Origin of the sequence: Uniformispora flossi, assembly GCF_049534875.1 — a bacterium.
GTDB lineage: Bacteria > Actinomycetota > Actinomycetes > Streptomycetales > Streptomycetaceae > Yinghuangia > Yinghuangia aomiensis.
Genome location: NZ_JBMULZ010000011.1, coordinates 1 through 25159, shown reverse-complemented (window position 1 = coordinate 25159; position 25159 = coordinate 1). Strand labels below are relative to the sequence as shown.

The window sequence follows — 25159 nt, the reverse complement described above, 5'->3', positions numbered from 1 at the left end:
ACCGGGGCACAGGCTGCCAGGAAGACCGAATCCGGCCTGACAGTGCGTCAAGTGGATAGTCGGCGGTCAATGCGGGGCAAGCAGGTCAGACCGTCACGACTCCGTTGTCGCCGTCCCGTTCGACGGACTCGTCGTCGAACCACACGCCGTTCTCGGCCAAATACCGGAAGCGCACCGTTTCGCCTCGGGGCAGCGTGACGGCGACGGAGCGTGTGCCGTTGCTGCGTCGGACCAGCGGATGCCGGCCCGGTTCCCAGGCATTGAAGTCGCCGACGACGCTCACCGCTCCCGCGGGTTCGTCGGCAGGCAGGCAGAAAGTGATCCGCACGGCGCCGTCGGCCTTCGCGCGCTTGATCACGTCGTCCCCCATTCCCGAGAGGATTCCCGTTGCCGAACGTATTGCAGGGAATCCGGTTCCGTCACCCCTACGGGGCGTTTGCCCGGACCGGATACCCGGAACGCGAAACGGTATTCCCGGGATATGTGGGACATATGATGAACAGGTGATCATCACGGACGCGGCATGAAGGCGTTCCGCACGTCGTCGGCGAAATCGGAGACGGTGTCCAGCAGGCCCTTCTCCATGTGCGGGTAGCGGTAGTCGGTCGGCGGCACGAAGGTCTCTTTGATCGTGCGGGTGCTGGTCCACCGCATCAGGTTCTGCATGGCACCGGCCTTGTCGTTGGTGCCGGACGCGCGGCTGCCGCCGAACGGCTGCTGGCCGACGACGGCGCCGGTGGGCTTGTCGTTGAGGTAGAAGTTTCCGGCCGCGAAGCGCAGCACCTCGGTCGCCTCGGCGAGCGCGGCGCGGTCCTGGGCGACGACGGCGCCGGTGAGCGCGTAGGCGGCCACCGACTCCATCTGGCGCAGCATTGCCGACCAGTCGGCGTCCTCGTAGACGTGGACCGCCAGGATCGGGCCGAAGTACTCGGTGGTGAAGACCTCGTCCGCGGGGTTCGTGCAGGTCAGCAGCGTGGGCCGGACGAAGTAGCCGACCTCGCGGTCGTAGGTGCCGCCCGCCAGCACGTCGATGTCGTCCCGCGCGTACGCGCGGTCGATCGCCGCCGCGTGCTTCGCGAACGCGCGCTCGTCGATGACCGCGCCCAGGAAGTTCCCGAAGTCGCTGACGTCGCCCATCGTCAGGCTCTCCACCTCGGCGACGAGTTCCTCGCGGAAGCCGGACTCCCACAGCGACCGCGGCACGTACGCCCGCGACGCCGCCGAGCACTTCTGCCCCTGGTACTCGTACGCTCCGCGCACCATCGCCGTCCTCAGCACCGCCGGATCCGCCGAGGAGTGCGCGACGATGAAGTCCTTGCCGCCGGTCTCCCCCACGATCCGCGGATACGTCCGATACCGGCCGATGTTCGCACCGATCGTCGACCACAGGCTCTGGAACGTGCGCGTCGACCCGGTGAAGTGCAGCCCCGCGAAATCCGGATGCGCCAGCACCACCTCGGACACCGCCACCCCGTCGCCCGGCAGCATGTTGACGACGCCGGGAGGCATCCCGGCCTCCTCCAGCAGCCGCATCAGATGCCAGGCCGCGACCGTCTGCGTCGGCGACGGCTTCCAGATCACCGTGTTGCCCATCAGCGCGGGCGCCGTCGGCAGGTTGCCCGAGATCGCGCTGAAGTTGAACGGCGTGACCGCGTAGACGAAGCCGTCCAGCGGCCGGTGGTCCAGCCGGTTCCACACGCCCGGCGAGCTGATCGGCTGCTCCGCCATGATCCGCCGCGCGAAGTGCACGTTGAAGCGCCAGAAGTCGATCAGCTCGCACGGGGCGTCGATCTCCGCCTGCTGCACGGTCTTCGACTGGCCGAGCATGGTCGCCGCGGCGATCCTTTCCCGCCACGGGCCCGCCAGCAGGTCCGCGGCCTTGAGGATCACCGCGGCCCGGTCGTCGAAGGACAGCGCCTGCCAGCCGGGCGCGGCCGCCTGCGCGGCGGCGACCGCGGCGCGCGCGTCGTCCTGCACGGCGGTGGCGAACGTGCCGAGCGGCGCCCGGTGCCGGTGCGGCTGGACGACGTCGACGCGCTGCCCGCCGCCCCACGACTGCACGCCGCCGACGGTCTGCTTCAGCTCGACCGGCTCGGCGGACTGGCGCTTGAGTTCGGCTTCGAGGCGGGAGCGCTCCGGGCTGCCGGGAGCGTACGTGTGCACCGGCTCGTTGGCCGGAACCGGAACCTGCGTGACTGCGTCCATGCCCCACGCAGTGCCCGGTTTGCCGCGGTTTGACGCCCGACGGGCGGGGGTGTTTCCGCCTGCCGAGCCGGGCGTGCGCCGCTCAGCCGCCGACGAGCGCAACCGCCTCGGCGAGGGTGTCGACGACCGGGACGCCCGCGCGTTCCAGGCTGGCGCGCGAGTGCGATCCGCCGGTGTAGAGCACCGCCGACGCGCCGACCTCGCGGGCCGCGTGGGCGTCGTCCGCGGCATCTCCGATGACCACGACCGTCGCCGGGTCCGCGGCCATCGACGTCAGGTGCCGGGCCAGGTGCTCGGCCTTCCCGCCGCCCGCCGGGCCGATCCGGCCGTCGACGCGCAGGAAGTGCCTCTCGATGGCGAAGCGGTTCACGAACGGCAGCAGCTCGTCGTGCGCGGTCAGCGACAGGATCGACTGGGTACGGCCCGACGCCTGCCAACCCGCCAGCAGCGCGTCGACGCCCGGCGTCAGCGCACACGCGTCGGCGTGGCGGGTGTAGGAGCGCTGGAAGGTGCGGTCCAGCATCGTCCACTCGTCCGGCTCCGGGAGGCGGCCGGTGATCTTCTCGTAGAAGCGCGGCACCGGCACGCAGTACAGGTCGCGGTAGCGCTCCAGCGTGATGGGCGGCAGGCCCACCGCGGCGAAGGAGTCGTTCGTCGCGGCGATGACCGCGTCGATGTCGTGGAACAGCGTGCTGTTCCAGTCCCAGACGATGTGCCGCGTACTCATAGTGGGGAATTGTGCCGTGTACGCCCGACAAACGTCGCCCGGGGCTCAGAGCAGGTCGGCCAGCTCCTGCCGGGCGAACCACAGCAGCTCGTGCTCCTCGAGTGCCTCGACGAGCGCCTCGTCCGGCTCCGCACCCGGCTCGGCGGGCAGCGCGGCACGCACGTCGGCCTCGGCGTCCTCGGCGTCCATGTGGATCGCGGCGATCCGCTTGACCGGGATCGTGCCGTCCACCAGCACGGCGCCGGGGCCCAGGTCGGGGACCTCGGACACGATGCCGTCGGGGACGTCCGCGGCCAGCACCACACGGCGCGCGCGGGCCTCCGGGTCCCGGGGCTCCTGGGCGGCGAGGCCGAGGGCCGCGCGGCCGGCCAGCAGGGTGGCGGCGTACTCCAGCTCCTCGGGGTCCTCGGTGCCGCACCACCCGCCGAGGCCGGGGGTGACCGCGAAGGCGCTGAGCGGGGCGGGGCCGATGCCGCCCTCGCGGTGCACGGCGGCCAGGCGGACCGGCGTGGAGGGGACGTACACGCGCATCGGGGACTCCTGCGGTGGGCGGGCCGCGGGCGGGCCCGTACGGATGAAAACCGGCGGCCGACCGCGTGAGCGGCCGCAGAGCATCGTACGAGTACCCGCTCCGACACCCGATCGAGGCGTCCGGGTCGACGACGGCCCTTAGTTGACCTTTCGCCCGATTGATCCCGGCGCACACCCCCCGGCGCGCGCTGCCCGGAAGGGTGGCGCCCCTCGCCGACGCGGCGTTTGACGCGGTTTCCGCGCGGCCGATACCCCTGGCCCCCATCGCGGCGCTCGGGGGACGACCGCGTCGCTCCCCCCGCGCCACCGACGCCAACGGGGAGAAGAACCATGGCACCGTCCGCCGCCCGCAGACTCGACGACGCCCGCCCGCTGCCGCGCCTGCGGCTCGTCCCGGTACCCGGCACCGAGCCCGCGTACGACCCGCCCGGCCCGCCGCCGGCACCCCGCGCGTGGGTCCCCGCACCGGCGCGCCCGCGCCACCTGCGCCTCGTCGGCCCCGACGAACGCGCCCCCGCCGCCGCACCCGGCGCGGCCCGGCAGGCCCGCCTCCGCGTCCGCGGCTTCGCCCGCGTGCTCACCGGCGTCCTCACCGGCCGCTGCCCGCTGCAACGACTCACCCCGCACACCACCCACGCGGTCCGGGCCACCATCGCCGCCCTCCGCGACGACCTCCGGCACCGCGCCGTCACCGGCATCACCCTCGCCGCCGCCAACGCCACAGCCCCCACCCCCACCACCGCCGAGGGCTACCTCCGCCTCACCCTCACCGGCCCCGACCGCGACCAGGCCATCGCCCTCCGCCTCGACCACACCCCCTCCCGAACCCGCCCCGAAAACCCCCCGACCTGGATCTGCACGGCCTTCCAGTACAAGTAGCGGCCGCCACAGCCCCGAGCCCGCCTGACAACCGGGCCCGGGGCAAGGCACAGGCCGACCTCACGAGCGGGCCGCCCGGCCCCGCCTGCCGACGGTGCGGCCCCCGAGTGGGTGCCTGGGCCCGCGTCACGACCACCCCAAGCCATGCCGGCCCACCCACCCGCGGACCACGCTCACGCCGCGTGCGTCCACCGCGCTGCCTGCGCGCGCAGCGAGGCGTCCACAAGCCCACTCAGGTCCCTGGAGCCCCTCGCCACACCGGTCTCCGACACCGCACCCGAGAACCCGCGCGACGAACCCTGCCGGCCGACGACTCCGACCACGCACGCCGCACGCCCCGCACAGCGGCCCGGCAAGACCCCAGCCCGGACTGAGGGCCGTGCCGAGCCCCGTGCACCGGCCGGCAGCCGCTCGGAACCCCCGGGGCCGGTCACGCCGCGCCGTCGGGCACGCCCGGTAAGACGGCGGGAGCCCGCTCACACCGCACCGACCCTCACCGCCCGCCGCCGCGCAGACCTCGGGGCAACGCGCCGCACCCCCGCACGTGCACGTCACCCGCGCCCCCCGCCCCAACCCGCCCGGCGCGACCACCACCCGGCCCCACGGACCACCAAGCGCGCCTCCAAGCCCGCTCAAGCCCCCCTCAGCCCCCGCGAGGCCGCCACCCTCACCGGAACACCCACCCCGCCCCTCGGGCACGCTCCAACCGGCGCGTAGCCTCCCCCGCGGCCCGGCACCACTCCGAAGCCCCCGAAACGCCGAACGCCCGCCGGATTCCCGGCGGGCGTTCGTCAGCGGTCCAGCACTCAGCGCTTCTTCTTGCGCGACGCGCGCTGGGCGCGGCGGCGCTCGGCGCGGGTTCCGCCCTGCTCGGGGATGGCGTCCTCGCCGAGCTCTTCCTCGGTCGTCACGACGCCGCCCTCGCCGTCGACCGACGGCGCACTGTAGGACAGGTGGGTCGGACGCTGCGGGGTCTCCAGACCCTTGGCGTGGATCTCCGGCATGGCCTGCGCCTGGTCGAGGGTGATCGTCGGGGTCTCGGGGACCTGCTCGATCTGCACCTCGACGTTGAACAGGTAGCCGACCGACTCCTCCTTGATGCCCTCCATCATCGCGTTGAACATGTCGAAGCCCTCGCGCTGGTACTCGACCAGCGGGTCGCGCTGCGCCATCGCGCGGAGGCCGATGCCCTCCTGGAGGTAGTCCATCTCGTACAGGTGCTCACGCCACCGGCGGTCCAGCACCGACAGCACGACGCGACGCTCCAGCTCGCGCATGACGTCGCCGCCGAGCTTCTCCTCGCGCTCCTCGTACGACGCCTGCGCGTCGGCCTGCAGCAGCTCGGTCAGCTGCTCCGCGTCGAGTCCGTCGCGGCCGCCCGCCTCCTCCTCGACCTCGTCGATCGTGAGGCTGACCGGGTACAGCTGCTTGAGGTTCGTCCACAGCTTCTCGAGGTCCCACTCCTCCGCGAAGCCCTCGGTCGCGCCCGACACGTACGCACCGATCGTGTCGTCGATGAAGTGCCGCACCTGCTCGTGCAGGTCCTCGCCGTCCAGCACCCGGCGACGCTCGCCGTAGATGACCTCGCGCTGCCGGTTGAGGACCTCGTCGTACTTCAGGACGTTCTTGCGGATCTCGAAGTTCTGCTGCTCGACCTGCGTCTGCGCGGACTTGATCGCGTTCGACACCATCTTCGACTCGATAGGCACGTCCTCGGGCACGCCGACCCGGTTCAGCACCGCCTCGACGATGTTGGCCTTGAACAGCCGCATCAGGTCGTCGCCCAGCGACAGGTAGAACCGCGACTCGCCCGGGTCGCCCTGGCGGCCGGAACGGCCGCGCAGCTGGTTGTCGATGCGCCGCGACTCGTGCCGCTCGGTGCCCAGCACGTACAGGCCGCCCAGGTCGGTGACCTCTTCGTGCTCGGCCTTGACCGCCTTCTTCGCCTTTTCGAGCGCGGCCGGCCACTCCAGCTCGTACTCCTCCGGCGTCTCGGCCGGGTTGAGTCCGCGCTGCGCGAGCTCCGCCGAGGCGAGGTGGTCGGGGTTGCCGCCGAGCATGATGTCGGTACCGCGGCCCGCCATGTTGGTGGCCACCGTGACCGCGCCGCGGCGCCCCGCCTGCGCGACGATCTGCGCCTCGCGCTCGTGGTACTTCGCGTTCAGCACCTCGTGCGGCACGCCGCGCTTGCGCAGCTGGTTCGACAGGTACTCGGACTTCTCGACGCTGGTCGTGCCGACCAGGACCGGCTGGCCCTTCTCGTGCTTCTCGGCGATGTCGTCCACGACCGCGGAGAACTTCGCCTCCTCGGTCTTGTACACGAGGTCCGCCTGGTCGAGCCGCTGCACCTTGCGGTGCGTCGGGATCGGCACCACGCCGAGCTTGTAGATCTGGTGGAACTCGGCCGCCTCGGTCATCGCCGTACCGGTCATGCCGCCGAGCTTGTCGTACAGGCGGAAGAAGTTCTGCAGGGTGATCGTGGCGAGGGTCTGGTTCTCGTCCTTGATGTCCACCCCTTCCTTCGCCTCGATCGCCTGGTGCATGCCCTCGTTGTAGCGGCGGCCCGCGAGGATGCGGCCGGTGTGCTCGTCGACGATCAGGACCTCGCCGTCGACGACGACGTACTCCTTGTCGCGCTTGTACAGCTCCTTGGCCTTGATCGCGTTGTTGAGGTAGCCCACCAGCGGGGTGTTGACGGCCTCGTAGAGGTTGTCGATGCCCAGGTAGTCCTCGACGCGGCCGACACCGGCCTCGAGGATGCCGACGGTGCGCTTCTTCTCGTCGACCTCGTAGTCGCCGACCGGCGTCTCGCCGTCCTTGACCGGCTCGGCGCGCTTGAGGCGGGTGACCAGCTTCGCGAAGTCCGCGTACCACTTCGTGGCCTGGTCGGCCGGGCCGGAGATGATCAGCGGGGTACGGGCCTCGTCGATGAGGATCGAGTCGACCTCGTCGACGATCGCGAAGAAGTGGCCGCGCTGGACCAGCTCCTCCTGGCTCCACGCCATGTTGTCGCGCAGGTAGTCGAAGCCGAACTCGTTGTTCGTGCCGTACGTGATGTCCGCGGCGTACGCCTTGCGCCGCTCGTGCGGCGGCATGTTCGCCAGGATGCAGGCCACGCTGAGGCCGAGGAACCGGTGGACGCGGCCCATCCACTCCGAGTCGCGCTCGGCCAGGTAGTCGTTGACCGTGACCACGTGGACGCCCTTGCCGGCGATCGCGTTCAGGTACGCCGGGAGCGTCGACACCAGCGTCTTGCCTTCGCCGGTGCGCATCTCGGCGATGTTGCCGAGGTGGAGCGCCGCGCCGCCCATGAGCTGGACGCGGTAGTGCCGCTGGCCGAGGGTGCGGCGCGCGGCCTCGCGGACCGTCGCGAACGCCTCGGGGAGGAGGTCGTCGAGGCTCTCGCCGTCGGCGTACCGCTCCTTGTACTCGTCCGTGAGGGCGCGCAACTCCGCGTCCGAAAGATTGGTGAAGTCCTCTTCGATCGAGTCCACCTGATCCGCGATGCGGGTGAGCTTGCGCAGGATCTTGCCCTCGCCGGCGCGCAGAACCTTGTCGAAGATGGACACGCTGTGGTCGCTCCTTGCCGGACGGCGCCCATCCGCCTTTCTGGCGGACGGCACGGCGGGGCCCGTCCCGCCGATGGGCCCATGGTATGCGAGGACGCAACCCATCGGGAGGCACGCGGCCGACCGGGGCACAATGCCGGGATGGAACCCGTGGAGATTGCCGCCGGCAAGTACCAACTGCGCCCTTGGACGGTGCGGGACCTGGATGTCGCACGCGAGATCGTCACCGATCCCCTGACCTGGCGCTGGATGCCGCCGCCGCCCGATCCGCCGCCCGCGCACCGGACCGATCCGGAGGCGTGGCTGAGCCGCCGCATCGGTTTCTGGGAGGAAGGCAAGCACGCGGCGTTCGCCCTCATGGACGCGGTGACGGGCGAGGTCTACGCGGACATCAGCGTCCAGCACATCGACCTCGCCTACCGCACCGCGGACGTCGGCTACTGGGTGCGCCCGCACGCCCGCCGCCGCGGCATAGCGGTGCACGGGGTGAACGCGGTCTCGCGCTGGGCGTTCGGTGCACTCGGCCTGCACCGGATCGCGCTGTTCCACGCGGCCCCCAACGAGGCGTCCTGCGCGGTCGCGCGACGCGCCGGTTTTGCACTCGAAGGCGTGATGCGGGATGCCTTCCCGGACCGCGCAGGCGTTTTCACCGACGAGCACGTGCACGCGCGCTTGGCCACCGACCCGCCGCTGCCCGAATAACGCAAGCCGGGGCTCGCAGGCGAACACTTGTTCTAAGGTGCTGTCCATGACCGTTCCGTCCCCCACCGCCACGCTCACCGCCGACGACGCGCGCAAGATCGTGCTGCGGGCCCAGGGCCTGCTCGGCACGGTCGAGCGGCGCACCGGGGTGCGCGGCATCCTCGGCAGGCTCGGCGCGGTGCAACTGGACACGATCTCGACGCTGGCGCGTTCGCACGAGCTGGTGCCGTACGCCCGCCTAGGCGCGATAGGGCGCCAAGCCGTCGAGTCGGCCTACTGGTCGGGCACCGGCACCTTCGAGTACTGGTCGCACGCCGCGTGCGTGCTGCCCGTGTCGTCGTGGCCGGACTTCGCGTTCCGCCGCCGCCACTACCGCAAGCGCGGCCGCCTGTGGTCGGGGCACCCGATCTCGGACGAGGCACACGACGGCGTCCTGGACCGGCTGCGCGCCGAGGGCCCCCTCACCGCCACCGAACTGGGCGGGGCCAAGAACAAGGGCGAGTGGTGGGACTGGTCGGAGACCAAGATCGCCGTCGAGCGCGCGCTGTCCTTCGGCGACGTGGTCTGCGTGCAGCGCCGCGGCTGGAAACGGGTCTACGACCTGCCCGAACGCGCCATCCCGGCGCAGTACACGGGCGACGACCGCACCGACGAGCAGTGCGTCCGCAACCTGGTGACCGAGGCCGGCCGCCAGCTCGGCGTGGCCACCACCGCGGACCTGATGGACCAGTACCGCCTCACCCGCGAGCAGGTCGAGTCCGTGCTGCCGACGACTCCCCTGGTCCCGGTGCTGGTCGAGGGCTGGGGCAAACCGTCCGCCGGCCGCACCGGCACGGCCGCCCCGGCGTGGGTGCACCCCGCCGAACTGGCGAACCCGGCGCGCGGGCGGCACCGCACCACGCTGCTGTCGCCGTTCGACTCGCTGATCTGGGACCGGCCGCGGACCGCGCGCGTGTTCGGCTTCGAACACCGGCTCGAGGCGTACGTCCCCAAAGCCAAGCGGCAGCACGGCTACTTCACCATGCCGCTGCTCGCCGGCGGCAAGCTGATCGGCCGCGTCGACCCGGCCCGCGACGGCCGCACCCTCGTCGCCCGGCAGCTGTCGTTCACATCCCCGCGCGTGTCCGAGAAGGCGCTGGACGCGATGGCGGCCGCGCTGCGCGAAGCCGCGTCCTGGGTCGGCTGCGACAGCGTCCGCCTGGAGCTGGTCACCCCGGAACCGGCGCGCGCCCCGCTCGCCGCACTGCTCGCCTGACCGGACATCCACGGACATCCGCCGCCCGGCAGGGTCAGTGGATCTCCAGGATCTTCTCCCGCACCGCGTACACCACGGCTTCCATCCGCGAGTGCAGCTGGAGCTTCTCCAGGATGTTGCGGACGTGGTTCTTCACCGTGTTCTCGCTGATGAACAGCTGCTTGGCGATGTCCCGGTTGTTCTTGCCGGTGGCCACCAGCCGCAGCACTTCGACCTCGCGCTCGGTCAGCCGCGGTGCGGGGACCAGCCGCCGCTCGTCGTCGCGCTGGATCATCGACTTGAACTCGGTCAGCAGCTTCGCCGCCATCGACGGGCTGATCTGCGACTGGCCGTCGGCGACCGCGCGGATGGCGGTGGCCACCTCGTCCGTCGATATCTCCTTGAGCAGGTAGCCGGTCGCGCCCGCCTTGATGGCGTCGTACAGGTCTGCTTCGTCGTCGCTCATCGTCAGCATGATGATGCGGGCGCTGGGCGCGACTTCCTTGATCGCGGTGCACGCCTCGATACCGCCGCGCCGGGGCATCCGCACATCCAGCAGGACGATGTCCGGCAGCAGGTCCTGCGCGGCGTCGACCGCCTCGGCACCATCGCCCGCCTCACCGACCACCTCGATGTCGGGCTCGGCGGCGAGCACGATCTCCAGGCCGCGCCGGAACAGCGCGTGGTCGTCCACGACGAGGACCCGGATCGGCTCCGCGTGCGAGCCGTCCGCGGTGCTGCCGCCTGGGACGTGCTGTGCGCCCACCGTGTGCTCCCCCTCGGCCGACCCGGTACGCTCCGTGTCCGCTCCAGCATCCCACGTCATCGCCACGCCGCAATGCCCCCTCGCGTCGATTGCCCGTTTACGGCCCGAATGCGCCCGCGAAAATGCCCGCCGCCCCGCGGGGCGGGGCGGCGGGCATCGGTTCCCGACGGGGAAACCGGGCGGCCGGGGAGGGATCCCACCCGGTCACCCCGGTCACCGCGTCACGCCTCGTCCATCTCCAGGTCGGGGTCGCCGGTCTGCAGATGCATGACGCCGTAGTCGTAGCCGCGGCGCCGGTAGACCACGCTCGGCAGTGCCGAGTCCTTGTCCACGAACAAGTAGAAGTCGTGCCCGACCAGCTCCATCTCGTAGAGCGCCGTCTCCAACGTCATCGGCGGGGCGGTGTGCACCTTCTCGCGCACCACCAGCGGGCCGTCGCCGTCGACCTGGATGGGGCCGGCCATCCGCTTGCCGTTCATGCCGTTCACGCCGGCCAACTCGTCCAGTTCCTCGGCCGTGGCCACCTGGGACCCGCCGACCATCGTGCTTCCGTTCAGTTCCGCGGTGGCCGCACCCGTGGACATGGGGGCGTGGTGCCCCCGGTGGACGCGACGCCGGTCGGCAGCCTTGCGCAACTGTGCCTCCAGCTTTGACATCGCGAGGTCGAGCGCGGCGTACGGGTCCGCGGCTGCTGCCTCCGCCCGGACGACCGGCCCTTTGCTCCGCAGCGTGATCTCCACGCGGTCCGAACGGTCCGCCAACCGCGGGTTGCGCTCCTTGGAGACCTCAAGGTCGACGCTGATCACGCGGCCGTCGAGCTTGCGGACCTTGTCCAGCTTCTCGACGCAGTGCTTGCGGAACCGCTCGGGAACCTCCGTCTTTCGGCCCTTGACGACAATGTCCACGCAGAACTCCATCCATTGCGCCACGCCGGTGGGGCTGTCCGCCCGTCCGGCCGAGCTGGTCGAACGCCTCAGCGACCGCCGATGGACTCGGGTCCCGACCACTCGCTTCCCGGTGCGGGCGCCGGGCGGTGGCGGCCACCACGGCCGCTCCGATCACCCTTCCGCCCACGGAACCGGCCGCGCGGGTCGCTTCCGCGAGACTCGCCCCGGTGGTCACGAGATCGTCGACGATCACCACACTAATGCCCTCAAATAGGGGTGCCAACCTGCTGGAAACACCGAGTGCTCCGGTGACGTTCACCGCACGTTCACGGGCCGTGAGACCGGTTTGGTCGGCGACCGGCCGGGCATGGTGCAGGGCTGGGCAAACGCGGGCGGGCACGCCGCGGGCGCGGAGTGTCCGGGCGGCGCGCAGGGCCAGGGCGCGGGTGGTGTCGCGGCCGCGGGCGCGCACGGCGCGGCGCGCCGACGGGACGGGCACCAGCACGGGACGGCAGGCCGCGGGCAGATCCGCGACGACCGCGACGACCGCGGCGACGGCGGCCGCGAGGGCGTCGCCGAGCGGGGCGGTGGCAGCGTAGGCGCCGCGTTCCTTGTGGGCGATGAGCAGGGCCCGGACCGGATCCTCGTACACGGCCGCGGCGGCGACCGGCGGCAGGCCGGGCGGTGCGGGTTCCGGGGACACGAGGTGCGGCGGACATTGCAGGTAAGCCCGGCACCGGGCGCACACGGCCGCACCCGGCCGGCCGCACCCGGCACACGAGGCGGGCAGGACGAGGTCACCCCAGGTGGTGGTGAGTCGGCGCAGGGGGCGCGCCCACGGTCGCCGCTCGGCGCTCTCGTCGTGCCGCATGCGTTCCACGGTGCGGCATGGGAGCCGGTTCCACCCGCTTTTCGGCATTCCGCCACACCGGTGTCGCCGGATCGGGTATAGCGGCGGGCGCCGGGTTCGCACACCCGGCCGAACCGGCTCGGCCGGTCGGCTCGGCAAGGGCGCTCGGCGGGAACGGACCGGTTCGGTCAGCCCGGATACGTCGGATACTCGCCCTCGCGGATCGCCTTCCAGGTGTTGCCCGGTTCGAGGCGGTAGATGTTGCGGTCGCTGGAGCGGGCGAGCAGCGGCTGGTCGGCGCCGTCGGGGGCGGCGATGGCTTCGATGCCGGACACCGCGGCGATGCCGACCGTGTTGCCGCCGTCGACGTCGACGAACTGCGGCTGCATCGAGCCCTGCTCCTGGGTGCCGAGGACGACCAGGCGGTTCGCACCGTTCCAGGACACCGATTTGGCGGACACCAGGCTCGGCAGGAGGACGCGCGGCGCGTCGATGGTGACCGTCGAGACGACCTTGCGGACCGGGTCGACGCCGCGGATGACCCGGCCGATCACCAGGTGGCGTTCGTCGAGCAGCAGCGCGGCGCGGGTGCCGTCCGGGGATATGCGCAGGCCGGTGACCTTGCTTTCCCCGAAGCCTTCGAGGGTGACCGGGATCGTGCCTTCCTTGTCGACCCACAGCACGCGGGTGGCGCCGCTGGAGGAGTTGCGTTCCACCGTCCACAGGCCGCCGCGGCCGTCCCATGTGGGGCTGAGGAACGTGCGCCCGTAGCCGGCCTTGGCGCGCTCCTCGACCCCGGCGACGCTGTCGAGGAGGCCGACGTACAGCGTGGTGTCGCTCTGGTCGATGCCGGCTATCTGGCGGCCTTGGCGGGCGACGGCGATCTCGCTGAGCTTGAGCGAGCCGTCGCCGAACGGGCCGGGCAGCGGGGCCGGCTGCGTGCTGTTCGCGGCCAGGCTGTTCACCGCGCCCTTGGCGACGTAGTAGCCGACCGGGGTGGTCTGCGGCAACGCCGGGTCGAACTGCTGGGCGCCCTGCTTGGACTGGCTGCACAACTTGGGCCCACGGTGCGTGGTCAGCTCGACGGACTCGACCTTGGTGACCTGCCCGAGCGTGTACAGCACCTGCGACGCCATCTCCAGGCACTGGGCCGCGGGGGCCTGCTTGGCTTCGTCGCTGAGCTGGATGCTCACCGCGCCGGTGTCGTCGACGTTGACCGCGCGGTCCACCAGCGAGGTGTTCAGGGGGAAGCTGCTGCGCACGACCGGGGAGAGCCACCTGGTCGGGCCCTTGAGCAGCTTCTCCACGAGCGTGGTCGTGGGAGTGACACGGCTGCGCAGGTATATCGGGTCGGGGACGAGCAGCGGGGTGTTCCAGGGGCTGGCGTACCAGTAGAGGCTGACCGACTTGTAGATGCGCCGGAAGTCCGCGCGGGACAGCAGCAGGCCGTCGGGCAGCTTGTCGATGCGCCACTGGCCGTCGCCGTTGCGGCGCAGTTCGAACGTCTCGGCGAGCTGTGCGGGCGAGGGCTGGTAGGCCATTTCGCCGTCGACCGAGGCGACCTGCTGGCCGGTGACGTCGACGACGGTGGCGGCCGCGCCTTCGGGGGCGACCGGGTGGGAGATGGTGCCGGGGAACGACTCGACGACCTTGATGCCGGACGTCGGGTTCCAGCGCGCGGCGGCCTCGGGGGTGAGGTACTTGCGCGCGGTCTGGTACTCGGGCTCGTCGCTGGTGACGGCTTCGAGGAACCCGTCGACGAGGTTCTTGGGCGACTCGTCGCGCTGCGGCGGCACCCCGAAGACGCGTACGGGCTGGTCCTCGGCCTGGCTCTCGTTCCCGCGCGTGACGTCCTCGACCTTGCCGCTGCCGGGCATGGACGCGCACGCGCCGAGCAGCACGAGGCTCGCCGCGGCGGCCCCGGCGCGCAGGGCGCGGCCGAGCCTGCTCTGCCCGCGGCGCGGGCGGCGCGGTACTCGATCGGCGCTCACCGGCCGCCGCCTTCCTTGGTCGGGTACGTCTTGTACGTCGCCGGGCCGGCGCCGCCGGGCAGCCCGCGCGGCACGTCGCCGGGGCGGGCCGAGCCGCCGTTCGAGGCGGGCGGGCCCGCGGGCGGCGTCCCCGTCCCCGTCCCCGGGGTCCCGGGCGGGCCGCCGGCCCGCCGGTAGGGCGTCCCGGCCAGGTGCAGGCCGCGGTTGGCGCGCGAGTCGGGCGGTTCCAGCGGCAGCGGCGAGCGGACCAGTTCGCCGCCGTGTGCGCGAGGCAGCGTGAGCCGGAACTGCGATCCGCCGCCCGGCTCGCCCCACGCCTGCAGCCAGCCGCCGTGCAGGTGGGTGTCCTCCAGTGCGATCGACAGGCCGAGGCCGGTGCCGCCGGTGGTGCGGGCGCGGGCCGGGTCGGCGCGCCAGAACCGGTTGAACACCAGGGACGACTCGCCGGGCTTGAGGCCGACGCCGTAGTCGCGCACGGTCACCGCGACCGCGTCGTCGTTGACCCCGACGGTCACCACCACGTCGCGTCCCTCGCCGTGCTCGACGGCGTTCACGACCAGGTTGCGCAGCACCCGGTCGATGCGCCGCGGATCGACTTCCGCGACGCACGGGCGGCCGGGATCGGCGACGACGATGCGGCTGCCGCGGCGCTCGGCGAGCGGTTCGGCGGCGTCCACGACCCGGCCGACCAGGTCGCGCAGGTCGAGCGCGTCGGATTCCAGGACGGCCGCACCCGCGTCGAACCGGCTGATCTCCAGCAGGTCGGACAGCAGCGCCTCGAACCGGTCCAGCTGGGTCTGCAGCAGTTCCGCGGAGCGCGAGACCGCGGGGTCGAAGTTGCCGCGCGCCTCGTGCAGCACGTCGGCGGCCATGCGCACGGTGGTCAGCGGTGTGCGCAGTTCGTGCGACACGTCCGAGACGAACCGGCGCTGCATGCGCGAGAGGTCTTCGAGCTGGCGGATCTTGTTCTGCAGGGTGGACGCCATCTTGTTGAACGACGAGCCGAGCCGGGCGAGGTCGTCCTCGCCGTTCGGTCTCATGCGTTCCTCGAGGCGGCCCGCGGCCAGCCGTTCGGCGATCCGGGCGGCCATCCGCACCGGGGTGACCACCTGGCGGGTGACCAGTGCGGCGATCGCCACGAGCAGCAGCACCAGGAACACGCCCGCCGTGGCGAGCGTGCCGCGTACCAGCCCGAGCGTCTTCTCCTCCGGGGTGAACGGGAAGAAGTAGTAGAGCTGGTAGTGGTTGCCCTGCGGGTCCGACAGCTGCGCGCCGACGACCACACCCTTGGTGCTCGTCCGCCCGCCGCCCGGCTCGGTCGACTCGCGCACGATCCGGGTGAACTGGTACGCCGCCCCGGAATGCCGCCCGACTTCGGTGCGCAGGTCGCGCGGCACGCTCAGGTCGGCGAGCACGTTGCCGGACGAACGCGGCCCCCAGCGGGTGTCCTGCGTGTTGGCGGTCGCGTCGGGGCTGAGGACGGCCACGTCGTACTGGCCCTTGCCGCCGCTGGACAGCTGGTCGACCAGGCCGGTCAGCCAGTCCTTGACGTCGAACCCCCCGGTGTCCGGCGCGCTGCCCGTCCCCGTCGGGGCAGGCTGGCGCCCGGCATCGGCGGCCAGCGCGGACGCCTGCTGCCGGGCCACCTGGAACCCGCCCTGGGCCTGCGCGGTCGCCGACGACACCTTCGCGTCGAGGAGACCGCCCTGCACCTGGCCCACCACGACGATGCCGAGCAGCACCATGACGGCGGCGGACAGCACCAGCGTGGTGGACACCACGCGGAACTGGATCGACCGCCGCCAGATCGCGACGACCCGCCCCACCGCGGCACGCGCCCTGCGCAGCGCGAGGGTCCACAAGGACCAGCCGCGGCGCAGTGGCGAAGGCGGCGAGGGGTAGGCCATCAGGTCACGGGTCTCGGACTCGTCGGGGCGGGGCGGCTCAGGCCGGGCCCGCCTTGTAGCCGACACCGCGCACGGTCACCACGATCTCCGGCCGTTCCGGGTCGCGCTCGATCTTCGAGCGCAGCCGCTGCACGTGCACGTTGACCAGGCGGGTGTCGGCGGCGTGCCGGTAGCCCCAGACCTGCTCGAGCAGGACTTCACGGGTGAAGACCTGCCACGGCTTGCGGGCGAGCGCGACCAGCAGGTCGAACTCGAGCGGGGTGAGCGCGATGTTCCGGCCGTCGCGCTTGACCGAGTGCCCGGCGACGTCGATCACCAGGTCCCCGATCACCAGCTGCTCCGGTGTCGGTTCCTCGGCCCGGCGCAGCCGGGCGCGGACCCGCGCCACCAGCTCCTTGGGTTTGAACGGCTTGATCACGTAGTCGTCGGCACCCGATTCGAGGCCCACGACGACATCGACCGTGTCGCTCTTCGCGGTGAGCATGACGATCGGTACACCGGACTCCGCGCGGATCTGCCGACACACGTCGATGCCGTCCCTGCCGGGCAGCATCAAGTCGAGCAGCACCAGGTCCGGTTTGACCTCCCGGAAAGTCTGGAGTGCTTTGTCGCCGTCGGCCACGAACGACGGCTCGAAGCCTTCGCCCCGCAGCACGATGCCAAGCATCTCGGACAGCGCGGTGTCATCGTCGACGATGAGGACACGTCCCTTCATAGACATCATCGTCGCATTACCGGATCGTGACCTGCACTCATCCGGGCAATCGCGATCGTTGTCACCGGCGACAAAACCCCTGTTTCCGTGACAATCGCGCAGATCAGCGCGGGTGGCGTCACATCGAAAGCCGGATCGGAGGAGGCATCGCCGGCCGTCGCGAGGGCGTGGCCGGAGAACTCCGTGACCTCACCGGCATCACGGATCCCGCCCACGATGGCAGCTTCGGAGGGCGTGCGGGGGTCGATTGCGGCAACCGGGGCGACGACGAGGACGGGGATTCCGCGGGGGCGGGCTCGCGCGGCCCGGCGGGCCAAGGCGTGGGTGCCGGCTGTGTTGGTGACGGCGCCGTCGGCGGCGATGCGGTGGGCGCCGACGAGGACGAGGTCGATGGCGTCGAGGGACTCGAGGGCGCCGTCGGGGTCGGTGCGGGGGTCGGGCAGGGCGGTGTACGGCAGGCCGCAGCGCTCGGCCTCGTAGGCGGTCAGCGCGGCGTCGGCGTCGCCGTGGAGGCGGGCGAGGCGTCCGGCACGGTGCAGGGCACGGGCGACGGCGAAGGCGGTGCCTTCACCACCGTGGGTGAGAGCGCCGGTATGGCCGTGGGTGAGGACGCGCAGGGGACGCTCGGGAAGGATTTCGGCGGCCAGGCGGGCGCCGTGCCGGGCCAGGGCGAAGCTCGTCCGGTCGACGGCGGTGTGGAGGGCCCGCGCGGCGGCGAGGGGCGCTGCGGGGTCGTGGGCGGACTGCCGCCATGCCTCGCGGGCTTGGCGGGCGCCGGAGGCGAGGGCGGAGGTGCGCCAGGTCTCGCGGGCGTGGTGGGCGGGCGCGGGGTCGTGTGCCGCGTGCACCCGGGCGCCGACGGCAGGCGCAGGCTCGGCTGTGGCGTGTGTCTGCCCGAGGTCGGCGCGGGTGAGAGCGTCGGCGGCCGCCTCGACGTCATCGCCGCGAGCGGCGGCGAGGGCGACGCCGTAGGCCGCCGCGATGCCGAGCAGCGGGCCGCCGTCCACGACGCGGCGCCGGATCGCGTCCACCAGCGCCGGAACGTCACTGCAGACCAGCCGGGCCTCGGCGCCGGGCAGGCGGGCCCGGTCCAAGAGCACGACGGCGGGACCGCGGCCGTAGGCGGTGGGGAGGTCGTCGCTCCAGAAGACGGGCCGCGGGTGCCAGCCGGCGTCGGAGGGGAGGGTGGGCATGCGGCAAGTGTGCCGCGCAGGGTGGCAGTGTGGCGGGTGGAGCGGTCGCCCTTGCGGCCGCGCGACCGCGGGAGTGTGGCCACGTGGAGTGCGGCCGCGCGGAGTGTGGCCGGCTGCGTGGAGTGTGGCCGCGTCCTCCCCGTCCGCCTGCTGCGGTCACCGGGCGAGGGTGCGGCTTGGGGCCCGGTCGGCCTGCGGCCGCGTCGGCGATCCGGACTTTCCCGGTCGGCGCCTGGGCGGGAGCCGGTCGGCCGGGGGTGCCCCCCGCGACCGAAAACGCGGGAGTCGACCGCCAAGCGCGGGCAAAACCGTGCCACGATTGACCGCCATCCAACCGGAACGAGGAGCAACTTCGATGACGGACTCTCCGGGCCGCCCCGCCGACGAGCCCCGGAAGGTTCCCACGCCGCCCGAGACGGCGGCGGACGACGCCGGGACGCCGGACACGGCCGACGCCCCCGAGCCGAAGGCCGAGCCGACCACCGACCCGGCCCCGGACCCGGCAGCGACCGCGCCGGACGCCCCGGCGGCCTCGTGGACGGCCACGGACGCGCCCCGCCTGAACGCGCCACGCGCGGAGGCGGCGAGCGAGGAGGCGGCGAGCGAGGACGAGCCGGCTGCTCCGACCGCCGACGCACCGCGCGGCGCCGACGCGATGCCCCGCGGCGACGCGGACGCGAGCGGGTCCGCTGCGGACGGGTCGGGCAAGGCCTCCGCCGACACGAGCACGGAGGCGAGCACGGACACGAGCGCCGACGCGAGCACGGGCGCGAGCACGGGCGCGAGCACGGGCGCGAGCACGGGCGCGAGCACGGGCGCGAGCACGGGCGCCGTGCCGGGCGGCTCGGCCGCACCGGCCTCCCCTGCCTCGGAAGACTCCCCCGCCACCCCGGACACCGGCGCCCCGTCGGCCGCCCCCGGTGCGTCCCCCGCCGCGGACGGCGCCGACGCCGCCCCCTCCGCCTCCTCCGTCCCCCCGGGCTGGTCTTCCCAGCAGCCGCCCGCCGCGTCCGGCTGGGGTGTCCCCGGCGGGTCCGGCAACGGTGTCCCGCCGGGCTGGGGTGCGCCGCATCAGCAGCCGGACCCGCAGCAGCCCCGTCCGCCGCAGGCGCCCAAGTGGGGCGCCCCCGGCGGCCCGCCGCCGACGCACGGCTGGGGCGCACCCGGCGGTCCCGGCTGGGGTGCGCCGCCGCGCTGGCAGGGGTCGGCCACACCCGCCGCCAAGCCCGGCATCATCCCGCTGCGCCCCCTCGGCGTGGGCGAGGTCCTGGACGGGGCGATCGCGGCGATGCGCGCCCACTGGAAGCTCATGATCGGGCTGTCGCTGGTCGTGGCCCTGGTGACGCAGGCCATCGCCGTCCCCGCGCAGTGGGCGATCCTGCGGAACGTCGACCTGTCCCCGCTCGACGACCCGAACGCCGACGCCGACCAGCTCAGGGACATGATGGGGCCGCTGGTCGGCTCCACCGCCGTGCTGTTCGTCGTCATGCTGCTCGGGCAGCTCGTGATCACCGGCATCCTGACGCTCGTCGTCAGCCGCGCCGTGCTCGGCAAGGACATCACCCTCGACCGCGCCTGGCAGGGCACCAAGCCGCTGCTGTGGCGGCTTCTCGGCGTGTCGGCGCTGACGCCTCTGATCCCGGCGGGACTATTCCTGGCATGCCTTCTGCCGGGACTGGTGCTCGCCGTGCTGTTCGGCGCGGCCGGCGGCGCCGTGCTCGTGCTCGGGTTCATCGGCGGCGGCGTGCTCTTCGTCTACGCGTACGTCCTGCTCGCCCTGGCCGCACCCGCGTTGATCCTGGAAAAGCAGACCGTCGGCAAGGCCCTCGCCCGGTCGCGCAAGCTCGTCACCGGCAGTTGGTGGCGGGTCTGCGGCATCCTGCTGCTGATCACGATCCTGTCCGGGATCCTCGGCGCGATCGTGCAGACGCCCTTCAGCCTGGCCACCGGGTTCTCCCAGTTCGGCGCCGCGGCCGTCCCCGACTCGTTCACCGACGCCATGATCGTCGGCATCGGCGGGGTCATCGCGTACGCCATCACGTTCCCCTTCAACGCGGGCGCGACCGCGCTCCTCTACATCGACCAGCGCATGCGCCGCGAGGCCCTGGACCTGGAACTCGCGCGTGCCGCGGGCCTCGTCCCGGACGACGCCACCCCGGCGGCCTCGTGACCGGTGCCCTCCACGCGGTGCTCGCGGCGGTCCCGGCCGCCGCGACACCGCCGCCCGGGCCGGTCGACATCCCGCGCGACCCGGCCCGGGACGCCGCCCGCGACGAACTGTCCAAGCAGATCTACCACCAGGACGACCCGTCGCTGTTCCAGCGCGTCTTCGACTGGATCGTCGACCGGTTCGCCGACCTGCTCGACAAGGCCACCACGCTGGCCCCCGGCGGACCGTTCGGACTGGTCCTGCTGTTCGCCCTCGTCGTCGCCGCGGTCATCGCGGTACGCCTGCGCCTCGGCCCGCTCCGCGTCCACCGCACGGCGACCGCCAAGGACGCCCTGTTCGCCGACGCCCGACCGCGCACCGCGGCCGACCACCGCGCCGCCGCGGACGCCCACGCCGCCCGCGGCGCCTGGGACACCGCCGTGCAAGAACGCCTCCGCGCCATCGTCCGCAGCCTCGAAGAACGCGCGATCCTCGACGAACGCCCCGGCCGCACCGCGCACGAAGCCGCCGCCGAAGCCGGCCGCAGCCTCCCCGCCCTCGCCCCGGAACTCACCGCCGCGGCCGCCGTTTTCGACGACGTCCGCTACGGCGCCCACCCGGCCACCGCGGCCATGGACGCCACCCTCCGCGACCTCGACCGCCGCTGCGCCGCCACCCGCCCGGCCCGCGAACCCGCCGCCGCGGCCCCCGACCGGACACCGCGATGAGCACCGCGCCGCCGTCGGCCACCGCCTCCGCCGACACCGACGAGCCGATCACCACGCCGGCAGACCACCCGGCCGCGCGCCGCACCACCTCCGTCAGCCCCGACGGCGCCGCGATCTGGCACGCCGTCCGCATGCCGCTGCTGCTCGCCGCACTCGTCCTGATCGTGGTCGCCGGCACCGTCCTCGTCACCGGCGGACGCGAACGCGGCGACCTCGACCCGCGCGCCGCCGACCCGTCCGGATCCCGCGCCCTCGCCGAACTCCTGCGCCGCCAGCGCATCGACGTCACACTCGTCACCGACACCACGGCGCTCCTCACCGCGGTCGAACAGGCGCCCGACACCACCGTCGTCGTCCCGTTCCCCGAACGCCTGACCGACGCGCAACTCGGCGCCGTCGGCGTGCTCCGCCCCGCCCGCACCGTCCTGATCGCACCCGAATCCGCAGCCCTGGAAGCCTTCGGCGTCGACGCCTCCGACTCCGGAACCGTGTCGACCGGCGTCCTGCAGCCCCGCTGCACGCTTCCCGAAGCCGAACGCGCCGGCCCCGTCAACCTCGGCGGCCGCGGCTACATCTCCAACGCCCAAGGCACCGTGCGCTGTTACCCGCAGGAAGGACAGCCGACCCTGGCGGTCGTCCCGCGCGAAAGCGGCGACGTCGTCCTGTTCGGCACCGGCAACCCGCTGCGCAACCGCGACCTCGACGAACAAGGCAACGCCTCCCTGAGCATGCAACTCCTCGGCGCCCACCCGACGGTGCTGTGGTACCTGCCGTCGAACGCCGAAAACGGCGGCCAGGAAGGCCTGTTGCACCTGCTGCCGGCGGGCTGGCGGTTCGGCACCCTGCAATTCGGCATCGCCGTCGTCCTGTTCGCGCTGTACCGGGCACGCCGCCTCGGCCCCGTCGTCACCGAGCCGCTGCCCGTCGTCGTCCGCGCCACCGAGACCGCCGAAGGCCGTGCCCGGCTGTATCGGCGCGGCCGCACCGCCGGACACGCCGCCGAGGAACTCCGCGCCGCCGCCCGGGCCCGCATCGCGGCCCGCCTCGGCGTCCCGTCGACGGCCGCACCCAGCGCCCTCGCCGACGCGGCCTCGGCACGCACGGGCCGCCCGGCGGCCGACATCCACGATCTTCTGTACGGTGCGGTCCCGATCGGCGACGACGGCCTGATCGCCCTCGCCGACCGCCTCGACCTGCTGGAAGAACACGTCAAGACAGGGGAACCCCAGCCGTGAGCGGACCCGTCACCACCCAGGAAACCGCCGCCCTCCCGTCCGGCGACGCGGCACGCGCCGCGATGGAAGCCCTGCGCGGCGAGGTCGCCAAGGTCGTGGTCGGACAGGACTCGGTCGTGTCCGGACTGGTCATCGCCCTGCTGTGCCGCGGCCACGTACTCCTCGAAGGCGTACCGGGCGTCGCCAAGACGCTGCTGGTCCGCACCCTGGCTCGCGCCCTCGATCTGCGGTCCACACGCGTGCAGTTCACGCCCGACCTGATGCCGGGCGACGTGACCGGGTCGATGGTCTACGACGCCCGCACCGCGGAGTTCTCCTTCCGCCCGGGCCCGGTCTTCACCAACCTGATGCTCGCGGACGAGATCAACCGCACCCCGCCGAAGACCCAGGCGTCGCTGCTGGAGGCGATGGAAGAACGCCAGGTCTCGGTGGACGGCACGCCGCGGCCGCTGCCCGACCCGTTCGTCGTCGCGGCGACGCAGAACCCCGTCGAGTACGAAGGCACGTATCCCCTGCCGGAAGCCCAACTCGACCGCTTCCTGCTGAAACTGACGGTGCCGCTGCCCGGCCGCGACGAAGAGATCGACGTCCTGCGCCGCCACGCGGCGGGTTTCGACCCGCGCGACCTGGACGCGGCGGGCATCCGCCCGGTCGCGGGCCCGGCCGAACTCGCGGCAGGGCGCGCCGCGGTCGGCGCGCTGCGGGTGGATCCCGACGTCCTGGCGTACGTGGTGGACCTGGTGCGGGCCACCCGCACCTCGCCGTCCCTGCAGCTCGGCGTCTCGCCGCGCGGCGCAACGGCACTGCTGGCGACCGCCCGCGCGTGGGCGTGGCTGTCCGGCCGCGACTACACGACACCGGACGATGTGAAGGCGCTCGCGAAGCCGACGCTGCGGCATCGCGTACAGCTACGCCCGGAAGCGGAGCTGGAGGGCGTCACGGCGGACTCGGTGGTGGATGCGGTGCTGGCTTCGGTGCCGGTGCCGCGGTGAGGGATGCGGAACGGTGGGCGGGCTGTGTCCATGCCGACATCGGTGCTCGTCTGAGAAGCCGAGGCCGGGGGCCGGGTCGTGCCACGGCCACGGCGGGTGCTGCCTCGTCGGTCTCCGGTAGTCCTCGGAAGGAGACGGAGCCTCGATGACGCTCACCGCGCGCACCGCCTTCGCCGCCGCCGTCGGCGCGCTCGTCGTGGGACTGCTGATCCCGTCGTGGACCGGCGTCGCCCTCGTGTGCGGCGTGCTCGCGGCGCTGGTCGTCATCGACCTCGTCCTCGCCGGACCGGTCCGCGCGCTGCAGTTCACCCGCGACGGCGACACCACGGTCCGACTCGGCGAACCCGCGCGCGTCACGCTCACGGTGGACAACCCGTCCGAACGCGCGGTCGACGGCCGGCTCCGCGACGCCTGGCCACCCAGCGCCGGCGCCAACGCGCAGCGCCACACCCTCGCGATCCGGCCCGGCGAACGCGCCCGCATCACGACCGACCTGCGGCCCACCCGGCGCGGCGACCGGCCCGCGCACCGGGTGACCGTCCGCTCCCTCGGCCCGCTGGGCCTCGCCGGCCGCCAGGGCTCCCACGAGGTGCCGTGGACGGTCCGCGTCCTGCCCGCGTTCCCGAGCCGCCGTCTGCTACCGTCCAAGCTCGAACGACTGCGTGAGCTGGACGGCCGGTCCGCCGTCCTCACCCGCGGCCGCGGCACCGAATTCGACGCGCTGCGCGAGTACGTGCCCGGCGACGACGTCCGCTCGATCGACTGGCGGGCCACCGCACGGGCCCAGAACGTCGTGGTCCGCACCTGGCGGCCGGAGCGGGACCGGCACATCCTCGTCGTGCTGGACACCGGCCGCACCTCCGCGGGCCGCATCGGCGACGCACCGCGGCTCGACGCCGCGATGGACGCCGCGCTGCTGTTGACCGCTGTCGCCGCCAAGGCGGGCGACCGTGTGGACCTCCTCGCGCACGACCGCCGGGTCCGCGCGGACGTGCGAGGCGCCTCGCGCACCGCCGTCCTCCCGGCCTTCGTCCAGGCCATGGCACCCCTCGAACCCGAACTCGTCGAAGCGAACGCACCACGGCTGGTCGCCGAGATCATCCGCCGCGCGAAGCGCCGCTCCCTCGTCGTCCTGCTCACCGGCCTGGACGCCGAAGCCGTCCGCGAGGGCCTGCTGCCGGTCCTGCCCCAACTCACCGACCGGCACGAGGTCGTCGTGGCCGCCGTCGCCGACCCGGCGCTCACCGCGATGGCCGGCGGCCGCGGCACCGCCGAAGCGGTCTATGCCGCCGCGGCCGCCGAACGCGAACTCCGCGAGCGCCGCGACACCGCCGCCGAACTCCAGCGGCACGGGGTCAGTGTGGTGGACGCTCCGCCGGTCGAGCTGGCTTCGCAGCTGACGGATGTGTATCTGGCGTTGAAGCTTGCGGGGCGGTTGTAGGGGTTGCTGTGGGGTCCGCCTGCGGTGCGGCCGGCTGCGGACCCGACCGGAAACGCAAACGGCCCCTCCCGGGCGGGAGGGGCCTCTACGCGTACGTCGATCCGACGCACGTCAATTCACGAACAGCGAGCGAGTCCGGAAATGCAGATAGCCCCGCCCGGTCACCCGGGCGGGGCTATCTGTAAGTAAATTCCGGCGGCGTCCTACTCTCCCACACCCCTTCGAGTGCAGTACCATCGGCGCTGAAGAGCTTAGCTTCCGGGTTCGGAATGGGACCGGGCGTTTCCTCTTCGCCAAGACCACCGGAAAACCATCGAACCATAAGGTTCAGGTCAACCAGATCATGACTATTCAACAGTCAATAACTGTGGTTCACACCGAAACCGATTGCGGTCCGGGAACCACACAGTGGACGCGAGCATCTGAGGACAAGTCCTCGGCCTATTAGTACCGGTCAG

The 25159-nt window shown here is 72.8% G+C and carries 20 protein-coding genes and 1 rRNA gene; 8 read left to right on the top strand and 13 right to left on the bottom strand.

Annotation, left to right across the window (positions count from 1 at the left end; translation table 11 throughout):
* Positions 1-85: 85 nt before the first annotated feature.
* The 4 genes from ACPA54_RS23260 to ACPA54_RS23245 form a co-directional block, all read right to left on the bottom strand.
* Positions 86-370, bottom strand: a complete 285-nt coding sequence (locus tag ACPA54_RS23260; RefSeq protein WP_345680079.1) for an isoamylase early set domain-containing protein — start codon at positions 368-370, stop codon at positions 86-88.
* Positions 371-510: 140 nt separating this feature from the next.
* A complete protein-coding gene (gene pruA / locus ACPA54_RS23255; RefSeq protein WP_423532722.1) occupies positions 511-2205 on the bottom strand; it encodes an L-glutamate gamma-semialdehyde dehydrogenase in 1695 nt (564 codons plus the stop codon).
* Between the two features lie 82 nt (positions 2206-2287).
* Positions 2288-2932 (bottom strand): HAD family hydrolase, encoded by a 645-nt coding sequence (locus tag ACPA54_RS23250; protein ID WP_423532720.1) that lies wholly within the window; start codon positions 2930-2932, stop codon positions 2288-2290.
* Positions 2933-2977: 45 nt separating this feature from the next.
* Entirely contained in the window at positions 2978-3463 is a 486-nt protein-coding gene (locus ACPA54_RS23245) for a DUF6912 family protein (protein ID WP_423532719.1), read from the bottom strand.
* Between the two features lie 330 nt (positions 3464-3793).
* Between ACPA54_RS23245 and ACPA54_RS23240 the strand changes: the two genes are divergently transcribed.
* The gene (locus tag ACPA54_RS23240) at positions 3794-4342 is read left to right on the top strand and encodes a hypothetical protein (RefSeq protein WP_423532717.1); all 549 of its coding nucleotides are present in this window, start codon (positions 3794-3796) and stop codon (positions 4340-4342) included.
* 806 nt (positions 4343-5148) lie between these two features.
* Here the strand turns inward: ACPA54_RS23240 and secA are convergent.
* A complete protein-coding gene (gene secA, locus ACPA54_RS23235; protein ID WP_423532715.1) occupies positions 5149-7911 on the bottom strand; it encodes a preprotein translocase subunit SecA in 2763 nt (920 codons plus the stop codon).
* Between the two features lie 141 nt (positions 7912-8052).
* Between secA and ACPA54_RS23230 the strand changes: the two genes are divergently transcribed.
* Entirely contained in the window at positions 8053-8613 is a 561-nt protein-coding gene (locus tag ACPA54_RS23230) for a GNAT family N-acetyltransferase (protein WP_423532713.1), read from the top strand.
* A gap of 46 nt (positions 8614-8659) precedes the next feature.
* Positions 8660-9868: a winged helix-turn-helix domain-containing protein gene (locus ACPA54_RS23225; RefSeq protein ID WP_423532711.1), complete on the top strand. Its 1209-nt coding sequence runs from the start codon at positions 8660-8662 to the stop codon at positions 9866-9868.
* Between the two features lie 34 nt (positions 9869-9902).
* Here ACPA54_RS23225 and ACPA54_RS23220 read toward each other — a convergent pair whose 3' ends face one another.
* The 7 genes from ACPA54_RS23220 to ACPA54_RS23190 form a co-directional block, all read right to left on the bottom strand.
* A complete protein-coding gene (locus ACPA54_RS23220) occupies positions 9903-10613 on the bottom strand; it encodes a response regulator (protein ID WP_423532709.1) in 711 nt (236 codons plus the stop codon).
* 221 nt (positions 10614-10834) lie between these two features.
* Complete coding sequence (gene hpf / locus ACPA54_RS23215; RefSeq protein WP_423532707.1) at positions 10835-11518, bottom strand: ribosome hibernation-promoting factor, HPF/YfiA family; 684 nt, start codon at positions 11516-11518, stop codon at positions 10835-10837.
* On the bottom strand, positions 11400-12371 hold the full coding sequence (locus ACPA54_RS23210) for a ComF family protein (protein WP_423532705.1): 972 nt from the start codon (positions 12369-12371) through the stop codon (positions 11400-11402). The genes hpf and ACPA54_RS23210 overlap by 119 nt, the downstream gene beginning before the upstream one ends.
* Before the next feature lie 167 nt (positions 12372-12538).
* On the bottom strand, positions 12539-14341 hold the full coding sequence (locus tag ACPA54_RS23205) for an LpqB family beta-propeller domain-containing protein (protein WP_423532703.1): 1803 nt from the start codon (positions 14339-14341) through the stop codon (positions 12539-12541).
* The gene (mtrB, locus tag ACPA54_RS23200) at positions 14338-16248 is read right to left on the bottom strand and encodes an MtrAB system histidine kinase MtrB (protein WP_423532701.1); all 1911 of its coding nucleotides are present in this window, start codon (positions 16246-16248) and stop codon (positions 14338-14340) included. Before mtrB ends, ACPA54_RS23205 begins: the two co-directional genes overlap by 4 nt.
* Before the next feature lie 37 nt (positions 16249-16285).
* Positions 16286-16972 (bottom strand): MtrAB system response regulator MtrA, encoded by a 687-nt coding sequence (mtrA, locus tag ACPA54_RS23195; protein WP_345680065.1) that lies wholly within the window; start codon positions 16970-16972, stop codon positions 16286-16288.
* A complete protein-coding gene (locus ACPA54_RS23190) occupies positions 16969-18156 on the bottom strand; it encodes an S-methyl-5-thioribose-1-phosphate isomerase (protein WP_423532699.1) in 1188 nt (395 codons plus the stop codon). The genes mtrA and ACPA54_RS23190 overlap by 4 nt, the downstream gene beginning before the upstream one ends.
* 355 nt (positions 18157-18511) lie before the next feature.
* On the opposite strand from ACPA54_RS23190, the gene ACPA54_RS23185 reads away from it, so the two are divergent.
* The 5 genes from ACPA54_RS23185 (at position 18512) to ACPA54_RS23165 (ending at position 24701) form a co-directional block, all read left to right on the top strand.
* Entirely contained in the window at positions 18512-20326 is a 1815-nt protein-coding gene (locus tag ACPA54_RS23185; protein ID WP_423532697.1) for a hypothetical protein, read from the top strand.
* Entirely contained in the window at positions 20323-21033 is a 711-nt protein-coding gene (locus ACPA54_RS23180; RefSeq protein ID WP_423532695.1) for a DUF4129 domain-containing protein, read from the top strand. The genes ACPA54_RS23185 and ACPA54_RS23180 overlap by 4 nt, the downstream gene beginning before the upstream one ends.
* Entirely contained in the window at positions 21030-22268 is a 1239-nt protein-coding gene (locus ACPA54_RS23175; RefSeq protein WP_423532693.1) for a DUF4350 domain-containing protein, read from the top strand. The genes ACPA54_RS23180 and ACPA54_RS23175 overlap by 4 nt, the downstream gene beginning before the upstream one ends.
* A gap of 62 nt (positions 22269-22330) precedes the next feature.
* Complete coding sequence (locus ACPA54_RS23170) at positions 22331-23260, top strand: AAA family ATPase (protein ID WP_345680109.1); 930 nt, start codon at positions 22331-22333, stop codon at positions 23258-23260.
* A gap of 145 nt (positions 23261-23405) precedes the next feature.
* The gene (locus ACPA54_RS23165) at positions 23406-24701 is read left to right on the top strand and encodes a DUF58 domain-containing protein (RefSeq protein WP_423532692.1); all 1296 of its coding nucleotides are present in this window, start codon (positions 23406-23408) and stop codon (positions 24699-24701) included.
* 190 nt (positions 24702-24891) lie between these two features.
* On the opposite strand, the gene rrf is transcribed toward ACPA54_RS23165, so the two are convergent.
* Positions 24892-25008: ribosomal RNA gene (gene rrf, locus ACPA54_RS23160) — 5S ribosomal RNA — on the bottom strand.
* Positions 25009-25159 lie beyond the last annotated feature (151 nt).

Coding starts and splice junctions, on each gene's coding strand:
- ACPA54_RS23260 (WP_345680079.1), bottom strand. CDS start 370: ATGGGGGACGACGTGATCAAGCGCGCGAAGGCCGACGGCGCCGTGCGG.
- pruA (WP_423532722.1), bottom strand. CDS start 2,205: ATGGACGCAGTCACGCAGGTTCCGGTTCCGGCCAACGAGCCGGTGCAC.
- ACPA54_RS23250 (WP_423532720.1), bottom strand. CDS start 2,932: ATGAGTACGCGGCACATCGTCTGGGACTGGAACAGCACGCTGTTCCAC.
- ACPA54_RS23245 (WP_423532719.1), bottom strand. CDS start 3,463: ATGCGCGTGTACGTCCCCTCCACGCCGGTCCGCCTGGCCGCCGTGCAC.
- ACPA54_RS23240 (WP_423532717.1), top strand. CDS start 3,794: ATGGCACCGTCCGCCGCCCGCAGACTCGACGACGCCCGCCCGCTGCCG.
- ACPA54_RS23230 (WP_423532713.1), top strand. CDS start 8,053: ATGGAACCCGTGGAGATTGCCGCCGGCAAGTACCAACTGCGCCCTTGG.
- ACPA54_RS23225 (WP_423532711.1), top strand. CDS start 8,660: ATGACCGTTCCGTCCCCCACCGCCACGCTCACCGCCGACGACGCGCGC.
- ACPA54_RS23210 (WP_423532705.1), bottom strand. CDS start 12,371: ATGCGGCACGACGAGAGCGCCGAGCGGCGACCGTGGGCGCGCCCCCTG.
- mtrB (WP_423532701.1), bottom strand. CDS start 16,248: ATGGCCTACCCCTCGCCGCCTTCGCCACTGCGCCGCGGCTGGTCCTTG.
- mtrA (WP_345680065.1), bottom strand. CDS start 16,972: ATGATGTCTATGAAGGGACGTGTCCTCATCGTCGACGATGACACCGCG.
- ACPA54_RS23190 (WP_423532699.1), bottom strand. CDS start 18,156: ATGCCCACCCTCCCCTCCGACGCCGGCTGGCACCCGCGGCCCGTCTTC.
- ACPA54_RS23185 (WP_423532697.1), top strand. CDS start 18,512: ATGACGGACTCTCCGGGCCGCCCCGCCGACGAGCCCCGGAAGGTTCCC.
- ACPA54_RS23175 (WP_423532693.1), top strand. CDS start 21,030: ATGAGCACCGCGCCGCCGTCGGCCACCGCCTCCGCCGACACCGACGAG.
- ACPA54_RS23170 (WP_345680109.1), top strand. CDS start 22,331: ATGGAAGCCCTGCGCGGCGAGGTCGCCAAGGTCGTGGTCGGACAGGAC.
- ACPA54_RS23165 (WP_423532692.1), top strand. CDS start 23,406: ATGACGCTCACCGCGCGCACCGCCTTCGCCGCCGCCGTCGGCGCGCTC.